This window comes from Rhodoferax sp. P2_H8_2 (assembly GCF_056403235.1).
In genome coordinates, this window is sequence record NZ_JBFUFW010000009.1 from 154,751 (window position 1) to 171,008 (window position 16,258).

The following is a 16,258-nucleotide window of genomic DNA, read 5'->3' on the forward strand; positions in this document are numbered from 1 at the left end:
CAATGGATTTAATTCTGTGGCGGCACGCCGAGGCCATTGATTTGGAGCTGGTCGGCGACGATTTCATGCGCAGCCTGACACCGCGTGGCGAGAAGCAGGCGGATCGCATGGCGCAATGGCTGGACCGGCAACTGCCTGCGGGTGTGAAGGTATTGGCCAGCCCGACGGTGCGCACCGAGCAAACCGCCAGAGCGCTGGACCGCAAGTTCAAGACCTGTGGGGTTTTGGGCCCGTTGGGTACACCACAAGAATTACTGGAACTGGTGCAGTGGCCCCATGGCAAGGGCTGCGTGCTGGTGGTAGGGCACCAGCCCACCTTGGGTCAAACGATTTCCCAGTTGTTGGGGCTGGGTGCCGAGGAATGCAGCGTCAAGAAGGGTGCGGTGTGGTGGCTGCGCTACCGCGAGCGCGAGACAGAAGGGCAGACGCTGGTCGTGACCGTCCAGTCGCCTGACCTGCTTTGAATCTTCGGTCAGTCTGCCATCAACAGCGCATCTGCGGCGTCAAACCCGTCTGGCACACCGAGCGTGCACCAGCCATCATCAAACAGCGCATCCAGCCAGTACTGCAAAGAGACGTATTTCTTGAACATTGTGGTCACCGTAGTTTGGTCACGAACACAGGGCGTCCGGCGGTTGCCGACCAGATTCGGGCACGCAACAACGCAACGACTTCCACCACACCCCACAGCAGGCAGGCTGGCACGATGACCCATCGAATGGAAGCAGGTTTGCGTTGCATAGTGGCTCCGTGTTTGGCTTTGACGATTGAAGATACCTGTGGGGTATGACCGTTTGATGAATTCGCAAAAACACCACACGGCGGTTTTTTCCGAGCTACCCGAGCTGTCGGCGCTGATGCGTATCCTGGAACTCGGTGGTGCTCGTCTGGAAAGTCGTGTGGTGCGGGAGGTGGTGTTGCCCAATGGCGTGTGCTACCCCATCCATGCGGTGATGCTGGGCAACCCAGACCCCAACGTTCCTGCGGTCGGCTACTTTGGTGGTGTGCATGGGCTGGAACGTATCGGCTCGGAAGTGGTTATCGCCTATCTGCAAAGTCTGGTGATGCGTTTGCAGTGGGATAGCAGCCTGCACCGCCAACTGGAGACCCTGCGGATGGTGTTCATGCCCATCGTCAATCCCGGCGGCATGCTGCTGGGAACACGAGCGAATCCGCAGGGCGTGGACCTGATGCGCAACGCCCCGGTAGATGCCTTGGAACCAGTACCCTTCATGGTGGGCGGCCAGCGTTGGAGCGCACGCCTGCCGTGGTACCGCGGGGCACAGGGGCAGAGCATGGAACTGGAGAACGAGGCTCTGTGCGAAGTGGTGCGACATGAGTTGCTCAACCATCCGGTCAGCATGGCGTTGGATTGCCACTCCGGCTTTGGCACCAGCGACCGTGTCTGGTTTCCGTTTGCGCACACGCGAGAACCCATGGCGCATTTGGCGCAAGTGCATGCACTCAAAACCATATTCACCGAAGCCCATCCACACCACCGTTACATCGTCGAGCCGCAGAGCCTGCAGTATTTGGCGCACGGAGATATTTGGGATCATTTGTATCTGCAGGCGTTGACTGAACCTGAGCGCGTATTTCTGCCGCTGACGCTGGAGATGGGTTCGTGGTTATGGGTCAAGAAGAATCCGCGCCAACTGTTTTCGCGCCACGGTATTTTTAATCCGCTGATCGAGCACCGGCAGCAGCGTGTCGTGCGGCAGCACCAGTTGTTTTTGGACTTCCTGTCACGCGCGGCTTGTGGTCAGCATTTGTGGATGCCTGACGCGGGGAAGAAGGCTTGGCACCATGGGCAGGCTTTGCAGGAGTGGTACTGAGCTTTGGGGCCAAACTACCTTTCTGGGGCGCTGCGCAAGGAGGTATGCGCGGTGCCTCATGGTGTGCCTAAGGCCACACAAATCGGCCCCACGCATACCCCCTCACGCAGCGATCTTGCAGCGTGCGTCTGTCCGCAACCAACAACGCTACTTCTCGTCGGGGTGGGGAATGTCTGGGAGCCGATTTTGTGTGGCCTTAGGCACACCATGAGGCTGAATTGGAACTCAGACGCCGTTGAGCGAAAGCTTCCAGGGCGTCTTTTCCCAAGCAACCGCTTCCTCACGCAGCAGATGTGCAGACTGCGGGTAGCGGGTGGCCCAGCCGTCGCGGCACGTCAGTTGAAACTGCTTGCCACTTTGTGCAGAGGCCTCAAGAGAGACCCCTGTCATGTCCGGATCGCGGCGCGCATGGCAGAGGATGATGGCCAACCGCAGTGCCAGTACTTGCAGCAACAGGCCGCTGTCTTCCAGCATCGCCGTCTCCACTTTGCGAAGCTTGCCCCTTTGCCCTAACACCAGCAAACTGAGTCGGTGCATTTCGGGGATAGAGAAGCCCGCGGCGTCGGCGTTGTCCAGGATGTAGGCGCCGTGCTTGTGGTAATCGCTGTGGGAGATATGGCTGCCGATTTCGTGCAGTTGCGCGGCCCAGGCGAGCTTGCGAACATAGCGGTCTTCATCGGGCAGGGTGTTGGTGGCGCATTGCTGAAACAAGGCAACGGCCACTTTGCCCACACGCGCGCCGTGCACGGCATCGACGGAGAACTTGCTGGCGAGGCGCTTGACGCTGTTGACGCGCAGATCGCCCGCGCTGTCGGTGCGGCCCATCAGATCGCAGATCAGGCCGTGGCGCAGGCCACCTGCGGCTTTTTCCATGGTCGTGATTTGCAGCAACTTGAAGACGGCGCGCATCACGCTGACGCCGCCTCCAATGATGACCTTGCGGTCTTCGCGCATGCCACCGAGGCGCAAGCGGTCCACGCTCTGCGCGGCAATCAGTTTGTCCATCAACCAGTCCAGGCCCTCCTGGGTGATGCTGTTGGCCGGCCAACCGGCTGCGACCAGTACATCACCGATGGCGCTGACGGTGCCTGCAGAGCCATAGGCCATGTCCCAATGCTCGGGGCTGTAGACGTCGAAGGCTTCGTCCATCACTGCGGTGGCGGCGATCTCGGCTGCTTCAAAGGCGCGTTTGGTGAACTGGCCATCCGGGAAATAGCGCTTGGACCAGGCGATGCTGCCGACGCGGAACGATTCCATCACCTTCGGAATCGCGCCCTGGCCCAGGATCATCTCGGTGGAGCGGCCACCGATGTCAATCACCAGGCGACGCTCGTCAGAGGCGGGCAGCATTTGCGCCACGCCTTGGTAAATCAGGCGGGCCTCTTCGCGGCCTGAAATCACATCAATCGGAAACCCGAGCACCGCATTGGCACGGGTCAGGAAAACATCGCGGTTGCGGGCTTCGCGCAGTGTCTGTGTGGCGACCGCACGTACTTCGCGGGGTTGGAAGCCGGCCAATCGCTCGCCGAAGCGGGCCAGGCAGTCCCAGCCTGCCTGCATGGCTGCGGGGGTGAGGTTGCGTTCCTCATCCAGCCCGCCTCCCTGGCGGACGGTTTCCTTCAAATATTCTGTGCGGATGAATTCGCCATACTCAATCCGGCCGATTTCCAGACGAAAGCTGTTGGATCCCAGATCCACGGCGGCGAGGCGATCTCCGATAGGCATGTAATTCTTGTGCTGAGGTTGGACAGGACGCAGGCGAGCATAGCATTCGGCTAGCAGTGTTTATGTGCCCTAGCCCACCACACGGCCGTCGGCAGAGATCATGCTTTGGGTGACGTAGGCGGCGCCGCGCTGGCGCAACTGCGGATCGGCGCGAAAGCCGCCGATGTCCACTGCGCCGCGCTTTTGAAAGGCCTGGAGCACGCTTTGTCGCGACAAACCGCCATCGATGCCTGACAACACCTCGTAGCTGTAGCGACCGGCGAGATAGCCCGCCAGGCTTTGGGGAGTGGGGGGCTCGTCGTACAGGCGCCCCAGTGTGTCACGGTAGGCTCGGACAGATGGCAAAGCAGAGTTGACCAAGGGCACAACCTGCGTGGCAATGACCGCGGAATTGCGTGACAGGCCCAACTGGCTGAGGACTTGCAGGTTCACATCGGCCATGGCGACGATGTAGCGCTGTGCCGCCTGCTTGCCAATGCCTTGCGAGAACTGCAGAAGTTCTGGCGTTCCACCCATAAAAATCAGAATGCGTGGGCTCTCGGGCGTCAGCGTGCGGCCCAGCTGCTCCAGATCGGCGACTGGCCCATAGCTGCGCAGCCGCAGCTTCAGTGCCAATGCGGCCTGATCGACTTCGTCGCGGTAGCTTGCGTATTCGGCGGGAGTGGCATAGACGACACCCAGATCGGCAATACCCACGACCGACAGCGATTTGATCGCATGCGCAATTTGCTCCTGCCGTGACGCGAAGATGGAGAAGGTGTTGTCCATGCCGGGCTGCCGGGAGTCCTGCAGCCAGGGGGCGATGTGGGCAATGTCCGGCAACTCGCGGCGCAGCAGGTCGGCGATCTGGCGGGCGGCGTGGTCGCCCACGGTGCCCAGCAAGCCGACCACACCGGGTTGCGCGCGGATGGTCTCAATCGCGGTGCGCAAGCTTGCGGTCGAGCCATCCACCTCCAGCGTCTGCAGTGCTACGGGCCGCCCGCGCAGTCCGCCCTTGGCGTTGATGTCTTGCCATGCAGCCCGTGTCCCCGTCACAAAGTCTTTGGTGACGTCGATCTGGCCGGCCGATGTATCGGCGATCTGGACCAGCGTGGGGGTTTTGCCGCCCGTACGCTGGGGCTGTGCCCAGGCGGGGCTGAGGTGGCTCAGCCCGAGGCTGGCTGCTCCCAGCAAAACGGCACGGCGGCGCAAGGCGAGGTTCAACGACATGGATTATTTTTGAAAAGGCACCCAATGGATGCTATGAAAAAGTGAGCTGCTTACGCGCGTTCTACGGTCGTAAGAGGCCTTTTTGAGGGTGAAAGAGCAGGGTGAGAGCACCCTGCTATAGCCGCTTATTTCTTGGCAGGTGGCAGCAGCACGGTGTCGATGACGTGCACAACGCCGTTGCTGGCAGCGATGTCGGCCTGGCTGACTAGTCCGTTCTCGACGGTCACAAAGTCACCCGCTTTGGACAATTCCAGCTCTGCGCCATTCACGGTTTTGGCCTTGCCGTTCTTGACGTCAGCGGCCAATGTCTTGACCGGCAGCACGTGGTAGGTCAGCACGGCTTTCAGGGCCACGGGGTCTTTACCCAGGGTTTCCAGCGTCTTGGCGGGAACGGCCTTAAACGCTTCATTGCTGGGGGCAAACACGGTGAACGGTCCGGCGCCCCGCAGCGTGTCGGACAGGCCCGCCTGGACGACCAGGCCGTTGAGCGTGCTCAGGGATGGGTTGGCGGCGATCGTGTCAGCCACTGGAACCGGGGTCGGTACGGAGGCGCAGCCAGCCAGCGTGGCGGCCAGTGCGGCCACCAAAATGGGGAGGCGAACGAGGTTTTGGACTGGGGCGAAGGATGTGTGGCGCATGGTGCTCTCCTGGATGAAAAGCCGCAGCGTATCGGTCTTGTATGACAAAGATGTGACGTATTGGCGAACCCGATGTGACAGTGAAATTTCCAAAAATTGGTGAATTTGGCTGGTTTGTCACATGATTGTCACGAAGCCTTCTTAAAGTTCGCTCGTTCCTTAATATTTTTCATCACGAGGGTTCCCATGCAAATCTCCTCCAAGCAAACATTCATGTCCCTAGCCGTTGCGGCCTTGGTCGGCTTCGCCGGCGCCGCTGGCGCCCAGGAAATCACCGGTGCGGGCGCTTCGTTCCCTGCCCCGATTTACGCCAAGTGGGCGTCTGACTACAACAAGGCCACTGGCGTCAAGGTGAACTACCAGTCCATCGGCTCCGGCGGCGGCATCAAGCAGATCGATTCCAAGACCGTGGATTTCGGCGCATCCGACATGCCCCTGAAAGACGAAGATCTGGCCAAGAAAGGCCAAACCCAGTTTCCTACCGTGATCGGTGGCGTGGTGCCCGTGATCAACGTCAAGGGCATTGAATCCGGCCAGCTGAAGTTGACAGGCCAAGTGCTGGGTGACATCTACCTGGGCAAGGTTGCCCGCTGGAATGACCCGGCGATCAAGGCGCTGAACCCCACACTGCCTTTGCCTGACGCCGCCATCGCACAAGTGCGCCGCGCAGACGGTTCCGGCACCAGCTTCATCTTCACGAACTACCTGAGCAAGGTCAACGCCGAGTGGAAGTCCAAAGTGGGCGAGGGCACAGCGGTGAACTGGCCTGTGGGCGCGGGTGGCAAGGGCAATGAAGGCGTGGCCGCTTTCGTGGGTCGCCTGCCCAACTCGATTGGATATGTGGAATACGCCTACGTCAAGCAAAACAAGATGACCTACGCCCAGATGCAAAACGCGGCGGGTAATTTCGTGAAGCCTGATGACGAGACCTTCAAGGCCGCAGCCGCTGGCGCTGACTGGAGCAAGTCGTTCTACCAAATCCTGACGAACCAGTCTGGCAAGGATGCATGGCCCATCTCTGGCGCGACCTTCATCCTGATGCATCTGAAGCAGGACAAGCCCGCCAACGCAGCCGAAGCCCTGAAGTTCTTCAATTGGGCGTATGTCAATGGCGGCAAGGTGGCTTCCGATCTGGATTACGTCCCTATGCCTGCGGCGGTGGTGACTGCGATCCAGAAATCCTGGGGCGAGATCAAGGATCCCGCTGGCAAGGCCATTGCTTACAAATAAAGTGCCCCTGAAACTGATAATTGCCTGAAGGAGCGTCCTCCCATGTCCTCTACACTCGTGCATGAGAGTGCCTCCCCGGGCAGTTTTGTCAACCAACCCGCACGCGCCATGCATCCCACTCCTCCTGTAAAAAGGGCCAAGTCCGGCCCTTGGGCCGACCGATTGTTTGGCCTCGTTGCCAAGTGTGCGGCGCTGGTGACGCTAGGTCTGCTGCTGGCCATCCTGACCTCGCTGACCATCAGCGCTTGGCCTGCCATCAGCAAATACGGCTTCTCTTTCCTGACAAGTACCGCCTGGGACCCTGTCAAGGAAGAGTTCGGCGGCCTGGTGATGGTCTACGGCACGATTGCCACTTCACTGATCGCGCTATTGATCGCTGTTCCGGTCAGCTTCGGTATCGCACTGTTCCTGACGGAGTTGTCGCCCGCCTGGCTCAAGCGTCCACTGGGGACTGCGATTGAACTGCTGGCAGCTGTGCCGTCCATTGTTTACGGCATGTGGGGTCTGCTGGTGTTTGGTCCGGTGCTGGCTACCTATGTTCAGCAGCCCTTGCAGGCCGCGTTTACCGGCGTTCCGTATCTCGGTGCCTTCGTTTCCGGGCCCCCGGTGGGCATCGGCATTCTGTCGGCCGGCATCATCCTGGCGATCATGATCATTCCGTTTATCTCGGCAGTGATGCGTGATGTGTTTGAAGTGACACCTCCGCTGTTGAAAGAGTCCGCCTACGGCTTGGGCGCGACGACATGGGAAGTGGTGTCCAAAGTCGTCTTGCCGTATACCAAGACGGGTGTCGTTGGCGGCATCATGCTGGGCCTGGGTCGCGCCATTGGCGAGACCATGGCCGTGACTTTTGTGATCGGCAACTTCAACCAGCTTGATTCTTTGAGCCTCTTCCAGGCGGCCAACAGCATTACTTCGGCCTTGGCCAACGAGTTTGCTGAAGCGGGCGAGGGCCTGCACCAAGCCTCGTTGATGTACCTGGGGCTGGTGCTGTTCTTCATCACCTTCGTGATTCTGTCCTTGTCCAAACTCCTGCTGTCACAACTGCGCAAAAGCGAAGGGGCAAAAACATGAGCGCGCTCACCATGCAGCAAACACGGGCTGCCAAATTCGCACGCCGCAACCGTGTCAACAAGATTGCCACTGGTCTGGCTTTGGCGGCGATGGCCTTTGGCCTGTTCTGGTTGTTCTGGATTTTGTGGGAAACGATTCGTCTGGGCATTGACGGTCTGACCGTTGCCACGCTGACGCAAATGACGCCGCCACCCAATGAAGAGGGTGGTCTGGCCAATGCGATTTACGGCTCCTTCCTGATGGTGGCGCTGGCAACCTGTGTAGGCACACCGATTGGCGTGATGGCGGGCATTTATCTTGCCGAATTCGACACCAAGAGCTGGCTGGCTTCACTGACACGCTTTGTGAATGACATCCTCTTGTCGGCACCCAGCATCGTGATTGGCTTGTTCGTGTACTCGGTCGTCGTGTCGCGCTTCAAGTCTTTCTCTGGCTATGCGGGCATTCTGGCCTTGTCGCTGATCGTGATTCCGGTGGTCATTCGCACCACAGAGAACATGCTGCAACTGGTTCCCTCTGGCTTGCGCGAAGCGGCTTACGCCCTGGGTGCTCCCAAGTGGAAAGTGATTTTGAGCATCACACTGAAAGCGGCGCGTGCGGGTGTCATTACCGGTGTGCTGCTGGCTGTGGCCCGTATCGCCGGAGAAACTGCACCGCTGTTGTTTACGGCACTGAGCAACCAGTTCTGGACTTCCTCGTTGAGCGAGCCCATGGCCAGCTTGCCGGTCACGATCTTCAAGTTTGCGATGAGCCCCTATGAGAACTGGCAAAAGCTGGCGTGGGCGGGAGTCTTCCTGATCACCATGACGGTGCTGGCACTGAATATCGTTGCGCGTTTCATGACGCGTCCCAAGGCCTAAGCAGGTCTTACTTTCAAGACACTTGAACACCATGAATACATCACCCAACGCCCCACCGAAGACCAAGATTGCGGTCAAGGACCTGAACTTCTATTACGGCAAGTTCCATGCGCTGAAAAACATCAACCTGGAGATCCCGGAGAACCGCGTTACCGCGTTCATTGGCCCCTCTGGTTGCGGCAAGTCCACGCTTTTGCGCGTTTTCAACCGCATGTTCGAGCTGTATCCGGAACAGCGTGCTGAAGGGCAAGTGATGCTGGACGGCGAGAACCTGCTGACCAGCAAGGAAGACGTCGCACTGTTGCGCGCCAAGGTCGGCATGGTGTTCCAGAAACCCACGCCGTTCCCGATGTCCATCTACGACAACATTGCCTTCGGCGTGAAGTTGTTTGAATCGCTCAATGCGACCGACATGGAAGAGCGCGTAGAGTGGGCATTGCGCAAATCGGCGCTGTGGGGCGAGGTCAAAGACAAATTGCACCAAAGCGGCTCCAGCCTGTCGGGTGGTCAACAACAACGTTTATGCATTGCGCGTGGTATTGCGATCAAACCCGAAGTGCTGCTGCTGGACGAGCCCTGCTCGGCGCTGGACCCGATCTCCACGGCCAAGGTGGAAGAGCTGATCGTGGAATTGAAGAGCGACTACACCGTGGTTATCGTGACGCACAACATGCAACAGGCCGCCCGTTGCAGCGACAACACCGCCTATATGTACCTCGGTGATCTGGTCGAATTTGGCCCGACCGAGCAACTGTTCTTCAAGCCGACCCGTAAAGAAACGGAAGACTACATCACCGGACGCTTCGGCTGACCGATCAGGAGGACCTATGCCCGATAAACATCTCTCTACCCAATTCGACAGCGAACTGACATCCGTCTCCACCCAGGTGATGGAGCTGGGCGGTCTGGTTGAATCCCAGATTCGCCAGGCGATTTACGCGCTGTCCCAGTTCAGCGTGGAAGTGGCCAACGAAGTCACCCAGCGCGAAGCGCAAGTCAATGCCATGGAAGTGGAGATTGACCGCAACCTTTCCAGCATCATCGCCCGCCGCCAACCCACAGCGCGCGATCTGCGTCTGTTAATCGCAATCTCCAAGACCACCGCGAATCTGGAGCGCGTGGGCGACGAGGCCGAAAAAATTGCCCGCATGGTGCGTTCCATCATCCAGAGTGGTGCTCCGCGCTCCTTGCCTTCACTGGAGCTGCGCGTGGCTGCCGATCTCGCCTCCGGCTTGCTGAACAAGGCGCTGGACGCGTTTGCGCGTCTCGATGTCAACGCCGCAGTGTCCATCCTGAAAGAGGATGACCTGATCGATGCAGAGTTCGACGGCTTTGTGCGCAAGCTGATCACCTACATGATGGAAGACCCACGCATGATTTCGCCAAGTCTGGATCTGCTGTTCCTGGCCAAGGCGATTGAGCGCATTGGCGACCATGCCAAGAACATCGCCGAGTTCATCATCTATGTGGTCAAGGGCGAAGACATTCGCCACTCCAGCATGGAGAAAATCGAATCGGTGGTTCAATGAAAAGCATGCCCGCCGTTCTGATTGTGGAAGATGAGCCGGCGATCGCCGAGCTGATCGCTGTCAATCTGCGGCACAACGGTTTTCGGCCCACCTGGGCGATGGACAGCGCCAGTGCACAGCGCGAGCTGGATGCGACGGTGCCCGATCTAATCTTGCTGGACTGGATGTTGCCCGGTGAGAGCGGCTTGACGTTGGCCAAGCGCTGGCGCGCCGATGCGCGCACCAAGGATATTCCCATCATCATGTTGACGGCCCGCGGCGATGAAGCGGACCGCGTTGCCGGGCTGGATGCGGGTGCGGATGACTATATTTCCAAGCCTTTCTCCACCAAGGAATTGCTGGCCCGGGTGCGCGCAGTGCTGCGGCGCCGTACGCCTGAGCAGGTGGGCGATACGGTGACCATTGCGGGTTTATCGCTGGACCCGGCAACACACCGCGTGGTGTTTGAAGAGCAATCCTTGAAGCTGGGCCCAACCGAGTTCAAGTTGCTGTCTTTCCTGATGACCCATGCAGAGCGTGTGCACAGCCGTGCCCAGTTGCTGGACAAGGTGTGGGGCGACCACGTCTACATCGAAGAGCGTACGGTGGACGTTCATATCAAACGCTTGCGCGAAGCACTCTTGCTGGCTGGCCCGATGGTGGAAACCGTGCGCGGTGCGGGCTATCGGCTGACCGCCAAACCCGCTGTTTCGGTAGCTCCGGAAAAGACCAGCGCCTAATTCGCCACAATACGGCATGCTGTGGCGTTTCGTCTCCTTTTTGCTGTGTCAGCTGATTCCGGCCGCCGCCGTATGGAAATTCGGTAATCCGGAATTCAAAACTCTGGAGATCGCTCTTGCGCTGGTCTTCGGGGGACTGCTGTGGCTCATCCTGGATGTGCTGCGTGGCATGCGTCTGCTGCGCTGGCTGCGCAGTGGAGATACTTCCAGCATTCCATTGGGCAGCGGGCTGTGGGGAGAAGTGTTTGACCGCGTGCGCAAGCTGGTCCGTGCACGGGACAAGGAAATCGTCGCCAGCGAAGGCCGTCTGCAGGATTTCCTGGCGGCCTTGCAGGCGTCCCCCAATGGCGTTGTGTTGCTGGACGCCAGTGGACGCATCGAATGGTTCAACCAGACTGCGGCCGACCATTTCGGCTTTGATGCCAAGCGGGACTTGCTGCAGCACTTCGGCAATCTGGTGCGCGACCCGGAGTTTGCGGCCTACGTCGCGACGGGGGATTTCCATACCGATGTTGTGATGCCTGGGCGAGACCATTCGATCTCCAAGCCTGTGAAATTGTCCGTACATCTGCATCCCTACGGTGGTGGCCGCAATCTGCTGCTGTCGCGCGATATCACCTCGGTCGAACAAGCAGAGGCCATGCGCCGCGATTTCGTTGCCAATGTCTCTCATGAAATCCGCACGCCGCTGACGGTGTTGTCCGGCTTTGTGGAAACGCTGCAGTCCCTTGCACTCGATGAAAACGACCGCCAGCGCTACCTGTCGCTGATGGCGCAACAGGCGCAGCGCATGCAGACGCTGGTCAACGATTTGTTGATGTTGTCGCGGCTGGAGGGCAGTCCCTTGCCTTCAACGCATGAGTGGGTTTCTATTGAAAGCCTGATGGCTCCGTGCCAGGCCGATGCGTTGGAGCTGTCCCGAATGGTGTGGGGGCGCGAGCAGGGTTTGCACTTTGAGAGTCTTGCGGGCTGGGAGATAGCGGGTTCCAGCGCCGAACTGCACAGCGCGTTGTCCAACCTGATCACCAATGCGATTCGCTATACGCCGGCGGACAAAGAAGTGGATATATCGTGGACCGAGCAGCCCGATGGAACACTGGTCTTTGCCGTGAAGGATACGGGTCCCGGCATTGCACCGGAACATTTGCCGCGTTTGACCGAACGCTTCTATCGCATCGACCGCAGCCGGTCGCGCGACACCGGGGGAACAGGCCTGGGCCTCGCGATCGTCAAGCATGTGGCGCAGCGCCATGGGGCCGAGCTGCAGATTGAAAGCACCCCAGGAAAAGGGTCTACCTTTTCATTGCACTTCCCGGCATCCCGGTTGCGCCACGCAGTTTCGCTGGCGTTGGCGGCCTAAAAGTTCTTAGGGGCGAGACCGGTACACCGCGATGGCTTCGTTGTGGTCCGCTGGGTGGCGGACGGTGTCTACGAGCTCCCAGCGTGCTTCATCAACTACCATGCCGCTGTCGGCTGGCAAGTCAGGCTGTGACAGCAACCAGGGACAGGTTTGCGGGGCATTGACGGCTTTCAAATCCAGCTTTCCATAGACGACCAGAGCGGCAGCCAAACCTTGGTCCAGCAGCTGTGTTTGTACGCATTCGGTCGGGTTCAACTTCGTGCGAGCTGCCTTGACCAGGGCGCCATAGCTTTGTGTGTAGTTCAGCAGAGGCATCCATAGCGTCATCAGCAGCAGCCAGCACAGCGCAGCGCCGCACCCGGGCAGCACCAGACTTTTCCAGACGGCACGCCGGTGGCGGCCCACACGCCATTTCACCAGCCAGGCCCAGGCCAGGGTGGCCAATAGGGCTGCGGCCAATGCGACGCAGGAAAACTGGCTGACAAAGCCGGGCGCCAGGCGCGCGACGTTGGCTGCCGGTTGCGGCGGAAAGCCGGTTTGCATCGCTATCCAGACCACCCAGATCGTCAGCCCGCAGGTTGAAAAAAAGATCAGCGTAAACCAGTCGATCAGCGACCCCATCTGGCGCTTCAAGGTTGGCAATGCAAACGCAGCCAGCGCAGCGCAAGCAGGCAGTGCAAGCAGCAGCGTGCGATCAGACATGCCAGTCGCGATGGCGGCCAATACACCGACGAAGACAAACCAGGCGGGGACCGCAAGGTGCACGTGAACCTGCGTTGTAAACAACTGCTTGCGCCAGCGCCAGAACGTCCACAACGCCAATGCACCGGCGGGCCAGGTAAACCACAACAGCAGTTCACCAATGCCTCGCCAAGTCGACCAGGCCAATGGCAGCGCCACGATTTTCGATTGCCATAACTGGAGCGGGAATGCCATGCATGCCACCAGCACCGCGGCAAGTGCAAGGCAGACGACTTGCCAGCGTTGTGCAATCGGGTGTTCTGTGTCTGTGCTGTGTTGCTGCGCGTGCAGGGCCAGCAGCGCGCTTGCGCCGAGGCCAAAGATCAGCGCAAGCAAGGGAGCGCCAGACAGGGCCAAGCATGCGATGGCCAATGCACCGGACACGGTCGCACCCACTCTGCGGTAAGGCATGGCGGATATCGAGAAAAACAGCAAGGCGCTGAAACTCAGCTGCGCCAAGGCAGGCGTCGTTTCGTGCGACAGCTGCGCCAATCCGAGTGAGGCGATAAATGCCAGCAAGCCACCGTCTGCAATGGCGCGGGCGTAGTCTGCGGGAAGGGCTTCGCCGCCAAAAGCAAACGGCACTGGCTGCGCTTCCGGGCTTCGCGCGAGGTAATAGGTGCCGTACCATGTCGCCATCAGACCCAGTGCGAGCAGCAAGGCAAAAGGAATACGGACTGCAAAGTCTGCTGCCATCCAGGAGGGGGCAAGCTGAATGGCCCAGGCGCCCAGCCAGTACGGCAGCAGGGCGGGTTGTTCCGGTGCCATACCCAGCAATGTGGGGGACAACCAGCTCGCCGTTCCATCCGCCAGTTGCGACATGAAACCGAAAGCCGCCATGTCGGCGTTTTTCCAGGCCTCACGCCCGAGGAAGCCGGGGATGACATAGGCCACGCAAAACAGCAACAAGGCGATGCGCGGAATGCGTCGCACGGCCGATTGGGCAACGATGGCTGGGGTGGGATGGTTCACAGACAAGTGGAAAAATGGGGGCGAAAAAAAGGCAGCACCGAAAACCGGGCTGCCTTCATTGTCACTCTGGGGTCATGCATCAGGTTTAAACCTGAGTGATGGCCTGAGCCAGGATTACTTCGCTGCAGTCTTGCCGAAGCGATTGCGGAACTTCTCAACGCGGCCGCCCATGTTGTCCACGGATTTCTGTGTGCCAGTGTAGAAAGGGTGCGATTCGCTGGTGGTATCGAGCTTGAAGAGGGGCAGCTTGCGGCCGTCTTCCATGTCGATCATTTCCTTGGCGTTAGCGCAGGAACGGGTCACGAACTTGAATCCATTGGACATGTCCTGGAAGCAAACTTCGCGGTAATTGGGGTGAATGCCTTCTTTCATGATCTTCCTTTTAGTTGCGGTAGCCGGGCAAGCCGATCTGGCCTACTTTCCGCTGAACGCAAGATTATACAACTAAATCAACGACTTGCGCCAATTCAGGTCAACCACCCCGACGCATCATGTCGAAGAACTCGCTGTTGTTCTTCGTGGCTTTCATTTGCTTCAGAACCATCTCCATGGACTCGATTTCGTCCATGTTGTAGAGGAACTGGCGCAGGATGCGGGTTTTTTGCAGGATTTCGGGCTGCAGCAGCAGCTCTTCGCGGCGGGTACCGCTGCGGTTGAGCTGGATCGACGGGAACACGCGTTTTTCATAGAGGCGGCGGTCCAGGTGGATTTCGGAGTTACCGGTGCCCTTGAATTCTTCAAAGATCACTTCGTCCATGCGGCTGCCAGTGTCGATCAGCGCGGTGGCGATGATGGTCAGTGAGCCGCCTTCTTCCACGTTACGGGCCGCGCCCAGAAAGCGCTTGGGGCGCTGCAGTGCATTGGAGTCCACACCGCCGGTCAATACCTTGCCGGAGGAAGGCACGACGTTGTTGTAGGCACGGGCCAGACGGGTGATCGAGTCCAGCAGGATCACCACGTCTTTTTTCAGTTCGACCAGGCGCTTGGCGCGCTCGATCACCATTTCGGCTACGTGCACGTGGCGTGCGGCGGGTTCGTCAAATGTGGAGGCAATCACCTCGCCTTTGACGGTGCGCTGCATTTCGGTCACTTCTTCCGGGCGCTCATCGACCAGCAACACCATCATGTGGCTGTCGGGGTAGTTGGCGGAAATCGCGTGGGCGATGTGCTGCATCATCACCGTCTTGCCGCTCTTGGGCGGCGCGACCAGCAGGGCACGCTGGCCTTTGCCGATGGGGGCAATGATATCGATGATGCGACCGGTGATGTTTTCATCGGTCTTGTTCTCCTGCTCCAGGCGCATCTGCACTTTAGGAAACAGGGGGGTCAAGTTTTCGAACATGACCTTGTGCTTGTTGCTTTCAGGGGCGCCACCGTTGACGCTGTCGAGCTTATTCAGCGCGAAATAGCGTTCGCCATCCTTGGGGGTGCGAACTTCGCCTTCAATCATGTCGCCGGTGTGCAGGTTGAAACGGCGCACCTGGCTGGGGCTGATGTAGATGTCGTCCGTCGAAGCGGTGTAGCTGGTGTCCGGGCTGCGCAGGAAGCCAAAGCCATCGGGCAGGATTTCCAGCACGCCGTCCGCAATGATCTGCTCGCCGGCACGGGCGCGCTTCTTGATGATCGCAAACATCAATTCCTGTTTGCGCATGCGGCCGGTGTTTTCAATCTCAAGCTCTTCAGCCTGTTTCAGGACTTCGGAGACGTGCAGTGCCTTGAGTTCGTTCAGATGCATGGAATGTGGCCCGGGTGGGATAGTGAACCGAGACTTCGGTAAAGGATTGAGTAATACGGGGGAGGGGTGAGGCAAGACCGATGGTTTGGCCTCGGCGTTCTAACCAGGAATCTGGGACCGGCCCTATTTATGGCGCGGCTGAACGGAATTGATTATGACACCAAATAACCGATAACGGATATTGGTTGTAGAGATGGGGTTTCGGGAGAGGGAAGAAGGGCAGCCGGCACAGATGCCAGCTGCCAACTAAAAAATTACGCAGCCAATTGCTGATCAATGAAGGCTGTCAATTGCGCCTTGCTCATCGCGCCTACTTTGGTGGCTGCCAACTGACCGTCCTTGAACAGCATCAGCGTGGGGATGCCACGGATACCGAACTTGGCGGGGATGTCGCGGTTCTCGTCCACGTTCATCTTGGCGATCTTCAACTTGCCTTCGTAGGTGTTGGAGACTTCGTCCAGGATGGGCGCAATCATTTTGCAAGGGCCGCACCATTCAGCCCAGTAGTCCACCAGAATGGGCTGGGTCGATCCGAGTACGTCGGCTTCAAATGTGGCGTCGGTAACGTGCTTGATGAGTTCGCTGGCCATGGTGGCTCCTTTGGAAGATTGCTAATACAGCTAAAGTTGCG

General features: G+C 59.1%; 17 protein-coding genes. 9 read left to right on the forward strand and 8 right to left on the reverse strand.

The features are described from left to right. The first annotated feature begins 2 nt into the window (after positions 1-2). The gene (locus AC1DV6_RS15690; RefSeq protein WP_477979005.1) at positions 3-464 is read left to right on the forward strand and encodes a SixA phosphatase family protein; all 462 of its coding nucleotides are present in this window, start codon (positions 3-5) and stop codon (positions 462-464) included. A 133-nt stretch (positions 465-597) separates the two neighbouring features. On the opposite strand, the gene AC1DV6_RS15695 is transcribed toward AC1DV6_RS15690, so the two are convergent. After that, positions 598-741, reverse strand: coding sequence for a hypothetical protein (locus AC1DV6_RS15695; RefSeq protein ID WP_477979007.1), 144 nt, complete (start codon positions 739-741; stop codon positions 598-600). Between the two features lie 56 nt (positions 742-797). Between AC1DV6_RS15695 and AC1DV6_RS15700 the strand changes: the two genes are divergently transcribed. Further along, positions 798-1,835 (forward strand): M14 family zinc carboxypeptidase, encoded by a 1,038-nt coding sequence (locus AC1DV6_RS15700; protein ID WP_477979009.1) that lies wholly within the window; start codon positions 798-800, stop codon positions 1,833-1,835. A gap of 225 nt (positions 1,836-2,060) precedes the next feature. Here the strand turns inward: AC1DV6_RS15700 and AC1DV6_RS15705 are convergent, their stop codons facing one another. From AC1DV6_RS15705 to AC1DV6_RS15715, 3 genes are all read right to left on the reverse strand, one after another. Continuing rightward, complete coding sequence (locus AC1DV6_RS15705) at positions 2,061-3,560, reverse strand: Ppx/GppA phosphatase family protein (RefSeq protein ID WP_477979011.1); 1,500 nt, start codon at positions 3,558-3,560, stop codon at positions 2,061-2,063. Between the two features lie 69 nt (positions 3,561-3,629). Beyond that, positions 3,630-4,769 carry an ABC transporter substrate-binding protein gene (locus AC1DV6_RS15710; protein ID WP_477979013.1) on the reverse strand — a complete coding sequence of 380 codons (1,140 nt, stop codon included), beginning with the start codon at positions 4,767-4,769 and terminating at the stop codon, positions 3,630-3,632. 125 nt (positions 4,770-4,894) lie between these two features. Continuing rightward, positions 4,895-5,407 (reverse strand): fasciclin domain-containing protein, encoded by a 513-nt coding sequence (locus AC1DV6_RS15715; RefSeq protein WP_477979015.1) that lies wholly within the window; start codon positions 5,405-5,407, stop codon positions 4,895-4,897. 186 nt (positions 5,408-5,593) lie between these two features. Here AC1DV6_RS15715 and pstS point away from each other — a divergent pair, with 186 nt between their 5' ends. From pstS to phoR, 7 genes are all read left to right on the forward strand, one after another. Further along, positions 5,594-6,637, forward strand: a complete 1,044-nt coding sequence (gene pstS, locus AC1DV6_RS15720; protein WP_477979017.1) for a phosphate ABC transporter substrate-binding protein PstS — start codon at positions 5,594-5,596, stop codon at positions 6,635-6,637. A gap of 108 nt (positions 6,638-6,745) precedes the next feature. Further along, a complete protein-coding gene (pstC, locus tag AC1DV6_RS15725; RefSeq protein WP_477979076.1) occupies positions 6,746-7,711 on the forward strand; it encodes a phosphate ABC transporter permease subunit PstC in 966 nt (321 codons plus the stop codon). Beyond that, the gene (pstA, locus tag AC1DV6_RS15730; protein WP_477979019.1) at positions 7,708-8,571 is read left to right on the forward strand and encodes a phosphate ABC transporter permease PstA; all 864 of its coding nucleotides are present in this window, start codon (positions 7,708-7,710) and stop codon (positions 8,569-8,571) included. Before pstC ends, pstA begins: the two co-directional genes overlap by 4 nt. Positions 8,572-8,602: 31 nt before the next feature. Then, on the forward strand, positions 8,603-9,382 hold the full coding sequence (gene pstB / locus AC1DV6_RS15735; protein ID WP_477979021.1) for a phosphate ABC transporter ATP-binding protein PstB: 780 nt from the start codon (positions 8,603-8,605) through the stop codon (positions 9,380-9,382). A 16-nt stretch (positions 9,383-9,398) separates the two neighbouring features. Further along, positions 9,399-10,100, forward strand: coding sequence for a phosphate signaling complex protein PhoU (gene phoU / locus AC1DV6_RS15740; RefSeq protein WP_477979023.1), 702 nt, complete (start codon positions 9,399-9,401; stop codon positions 10,098-10,100). Further along, entirely contained in the window at positions 10,097-10,819 is a 723-nt protein-coding gene (phoB, locus tag AC1DV6_RS15745; RefSeq protein WP_477979025.1) for a phosphate regulon transcriptional regulator PhoB, read from the forward strand. Before phoU ends, phoB begins: the two co-directional genes overlap by 4 nt. Positions 10,820-10,835: 16 nt before the next feature. Further along, positions 10,836-12,179, forward strand: a complete 1,344-nt coding sequence (gene phoR, locus AC1DV6_RS15750) for a phosphate regulon sensor histidine kinase PhoR (RefSeq protein WP_477979027.1) — start codon at positions 10,836-10,838, stop codon at positions 12,177-12,179. Positions 12,180-12,185: 6 nt separating this feature from the next. Here phoR and AC1DV6_RS15755 read toward each other — a convergent pair whose 3' ends face one another. The 4 genes from AC1DV6_RS15755 to trxA form a co-directional block, all read right to left on the reverse strand. Then, a complete protein-coding gene (locus AC1DV6_RS15755) occupies positions 12,186-13,892 on the reverse strand; it encodes a hypothetical protein (protein ID WP_477979029.1) in 1,707 nt (568 codons plus the stop codon). 114 nt (positions 13,893-14,006) lie between these two features. After that, complete coding sequence (locus AC1DV6_RS15760; RefSeq protein ID WP_477979031.1) at positions 14,007-14,264, reverse strand: type B 50S ribosomal protein L31; 258 nt, start codon at positions 14,262-14,264, stop codon at positions 14,007-14,009. A 100-nt stretch (positions 14,265-14,364) separates the two neighbouring features. Next, positions 14,365-15,627, reverse strand: coding sequence for a transcription termination factor Rho (gene rho / locus AC1DV6_RS15765; RefSeq protein WP_477979033.1), 1,263 nt, complete (start codon positions 15,625-15,627; stop codon positions 14,365-14,367). Between the two features lie 254 nt (positions 15,628-15,881). Then, positions 15,882-16,217 (reverse strand): thioredoxin TrxA, encoded by a 336-nt coding sequence (gene trxA, locus AC1DV6_RS15770; protein WP_477979035.1) that lies wholly within the window; start codon positions 16,215-16,217, stop codon positions 15,882-15,884. Between the last annotated feature and the right edge of the window lie 41 nt (positions 16,218-16,258).

Excerpts from the sequence above, each read along its gene's own strand:
- pstS (WP_477979017.1), top strand. The coding sequence starts at position 5,594 with ATGCAAATCTCCTCCAAGCAAACATTCATGTCCCTAGCCGTTGCGGCC.
- AC1DV6_RS15710 (WP_477979013.1), bottom strand. The coding sequence starts at position 4,769 with ATGTCGTTGAACCTCGCCTTGCGCCGCCGTGCCGTTTTGCTGGGAGCA.
- AC1DV6_RS15690 (WP_477979005.1), top strand. The coding sequence starts at position 3 with ATGGATTTAATTCTGTGGCGGCACGCCGAGGCCATTGATTTGGAGCTG.
- phoR (WP_477979027.1), top strand. The coding sequence starts at position 10,836 with ATGCTGTGGCGTTTCGTCTCCTTTTTGCTGTGTCAGCTGATTCCGGCC.
- AC1DV6_RS15705 (WP_477979011.1), bottom strand. The coding sequence starts at position 3,560 with ATGCCTATCGGAGATCGCCTCGCCGCCGTGGATCTGGGATCCAACAGC.
- rho (WP_477979033.1), bottom strand. The coding sequence starts at position 15,627 with ATGCATCTGAACGAACTCAAGGCACTGCACGTCTCCGAAGTCCTGAAA.
- pstA (WP_477979019.1), top strand. The coding sequence starts at position 7,708 with ATGAGCGCGCTCACCATGCAGCAAACACGGGCTGCCAAATTCGCACGC.
- AC1DV6_RS15700 (WP_477979009.1), top strand. The coding sequence starts at position 798 with ATGAATTCGCAAAAACACCACACGGCGGTTTTTTCCGAGCTACCCGAG.
- pstC (WP_477979076.1), top strand. The coding sequence starts at position 6,746 with ATGCATCCCACTCCTCCTGTAAAAAGGGCCAAGTCCGGCCCTTGGGCC.
- phoB (WP_477979025.1), top strand. The coding sequence starts at position 10,097 with ATGAAAAGCATGCCCGCCGTTCTGATTGTGGAAGATGAGCCGGCGATC.
- phoU (WP_477979023.1), top strand. The coding sequence starts at position 9,399 with ATGCCCGATAAACATCTCTCTACCCAATTCGACAGCGAACTGACATCC.
- AC1DV6_RS15760 (WP_477979031.1), bottom strand. The coding sequence starts at position 14,264 with ATGAAAGAAGGCATTCACCCCAATTACCGCGAAGTTTGCTTCCAGGAC.
- pstB (WP_477979021.1), top strand. The coding sequence starts at position 8,603 with ATGAATACATCACCCAACGCCCCACCGAAGACCAAGATTGCGGTCAAG.
- AC1DV6_RS15715 (WP_477979015.1), bottom strand. The coding sequence starts at position 5,407 with ATGCGCCACACATCCTTCGCCCCAGTCCAAAACCTCGTTCGCCTCCCC.
- AC1DV6_RS15695 (WP_477979007.1), bottom strand. The coding sequence starts at position 741 with ATGCAACGCAAACCTGCTTCCATTCGATGGGTCATCGTGCCAGCCTGC.
- trxA (WP_477979035.1), bottom strand. The coding sequence starts at position 16,217 with ATGGCCAGCGAACTCATCAAGCACGTTACCGACGCCACATTTGAAGCC.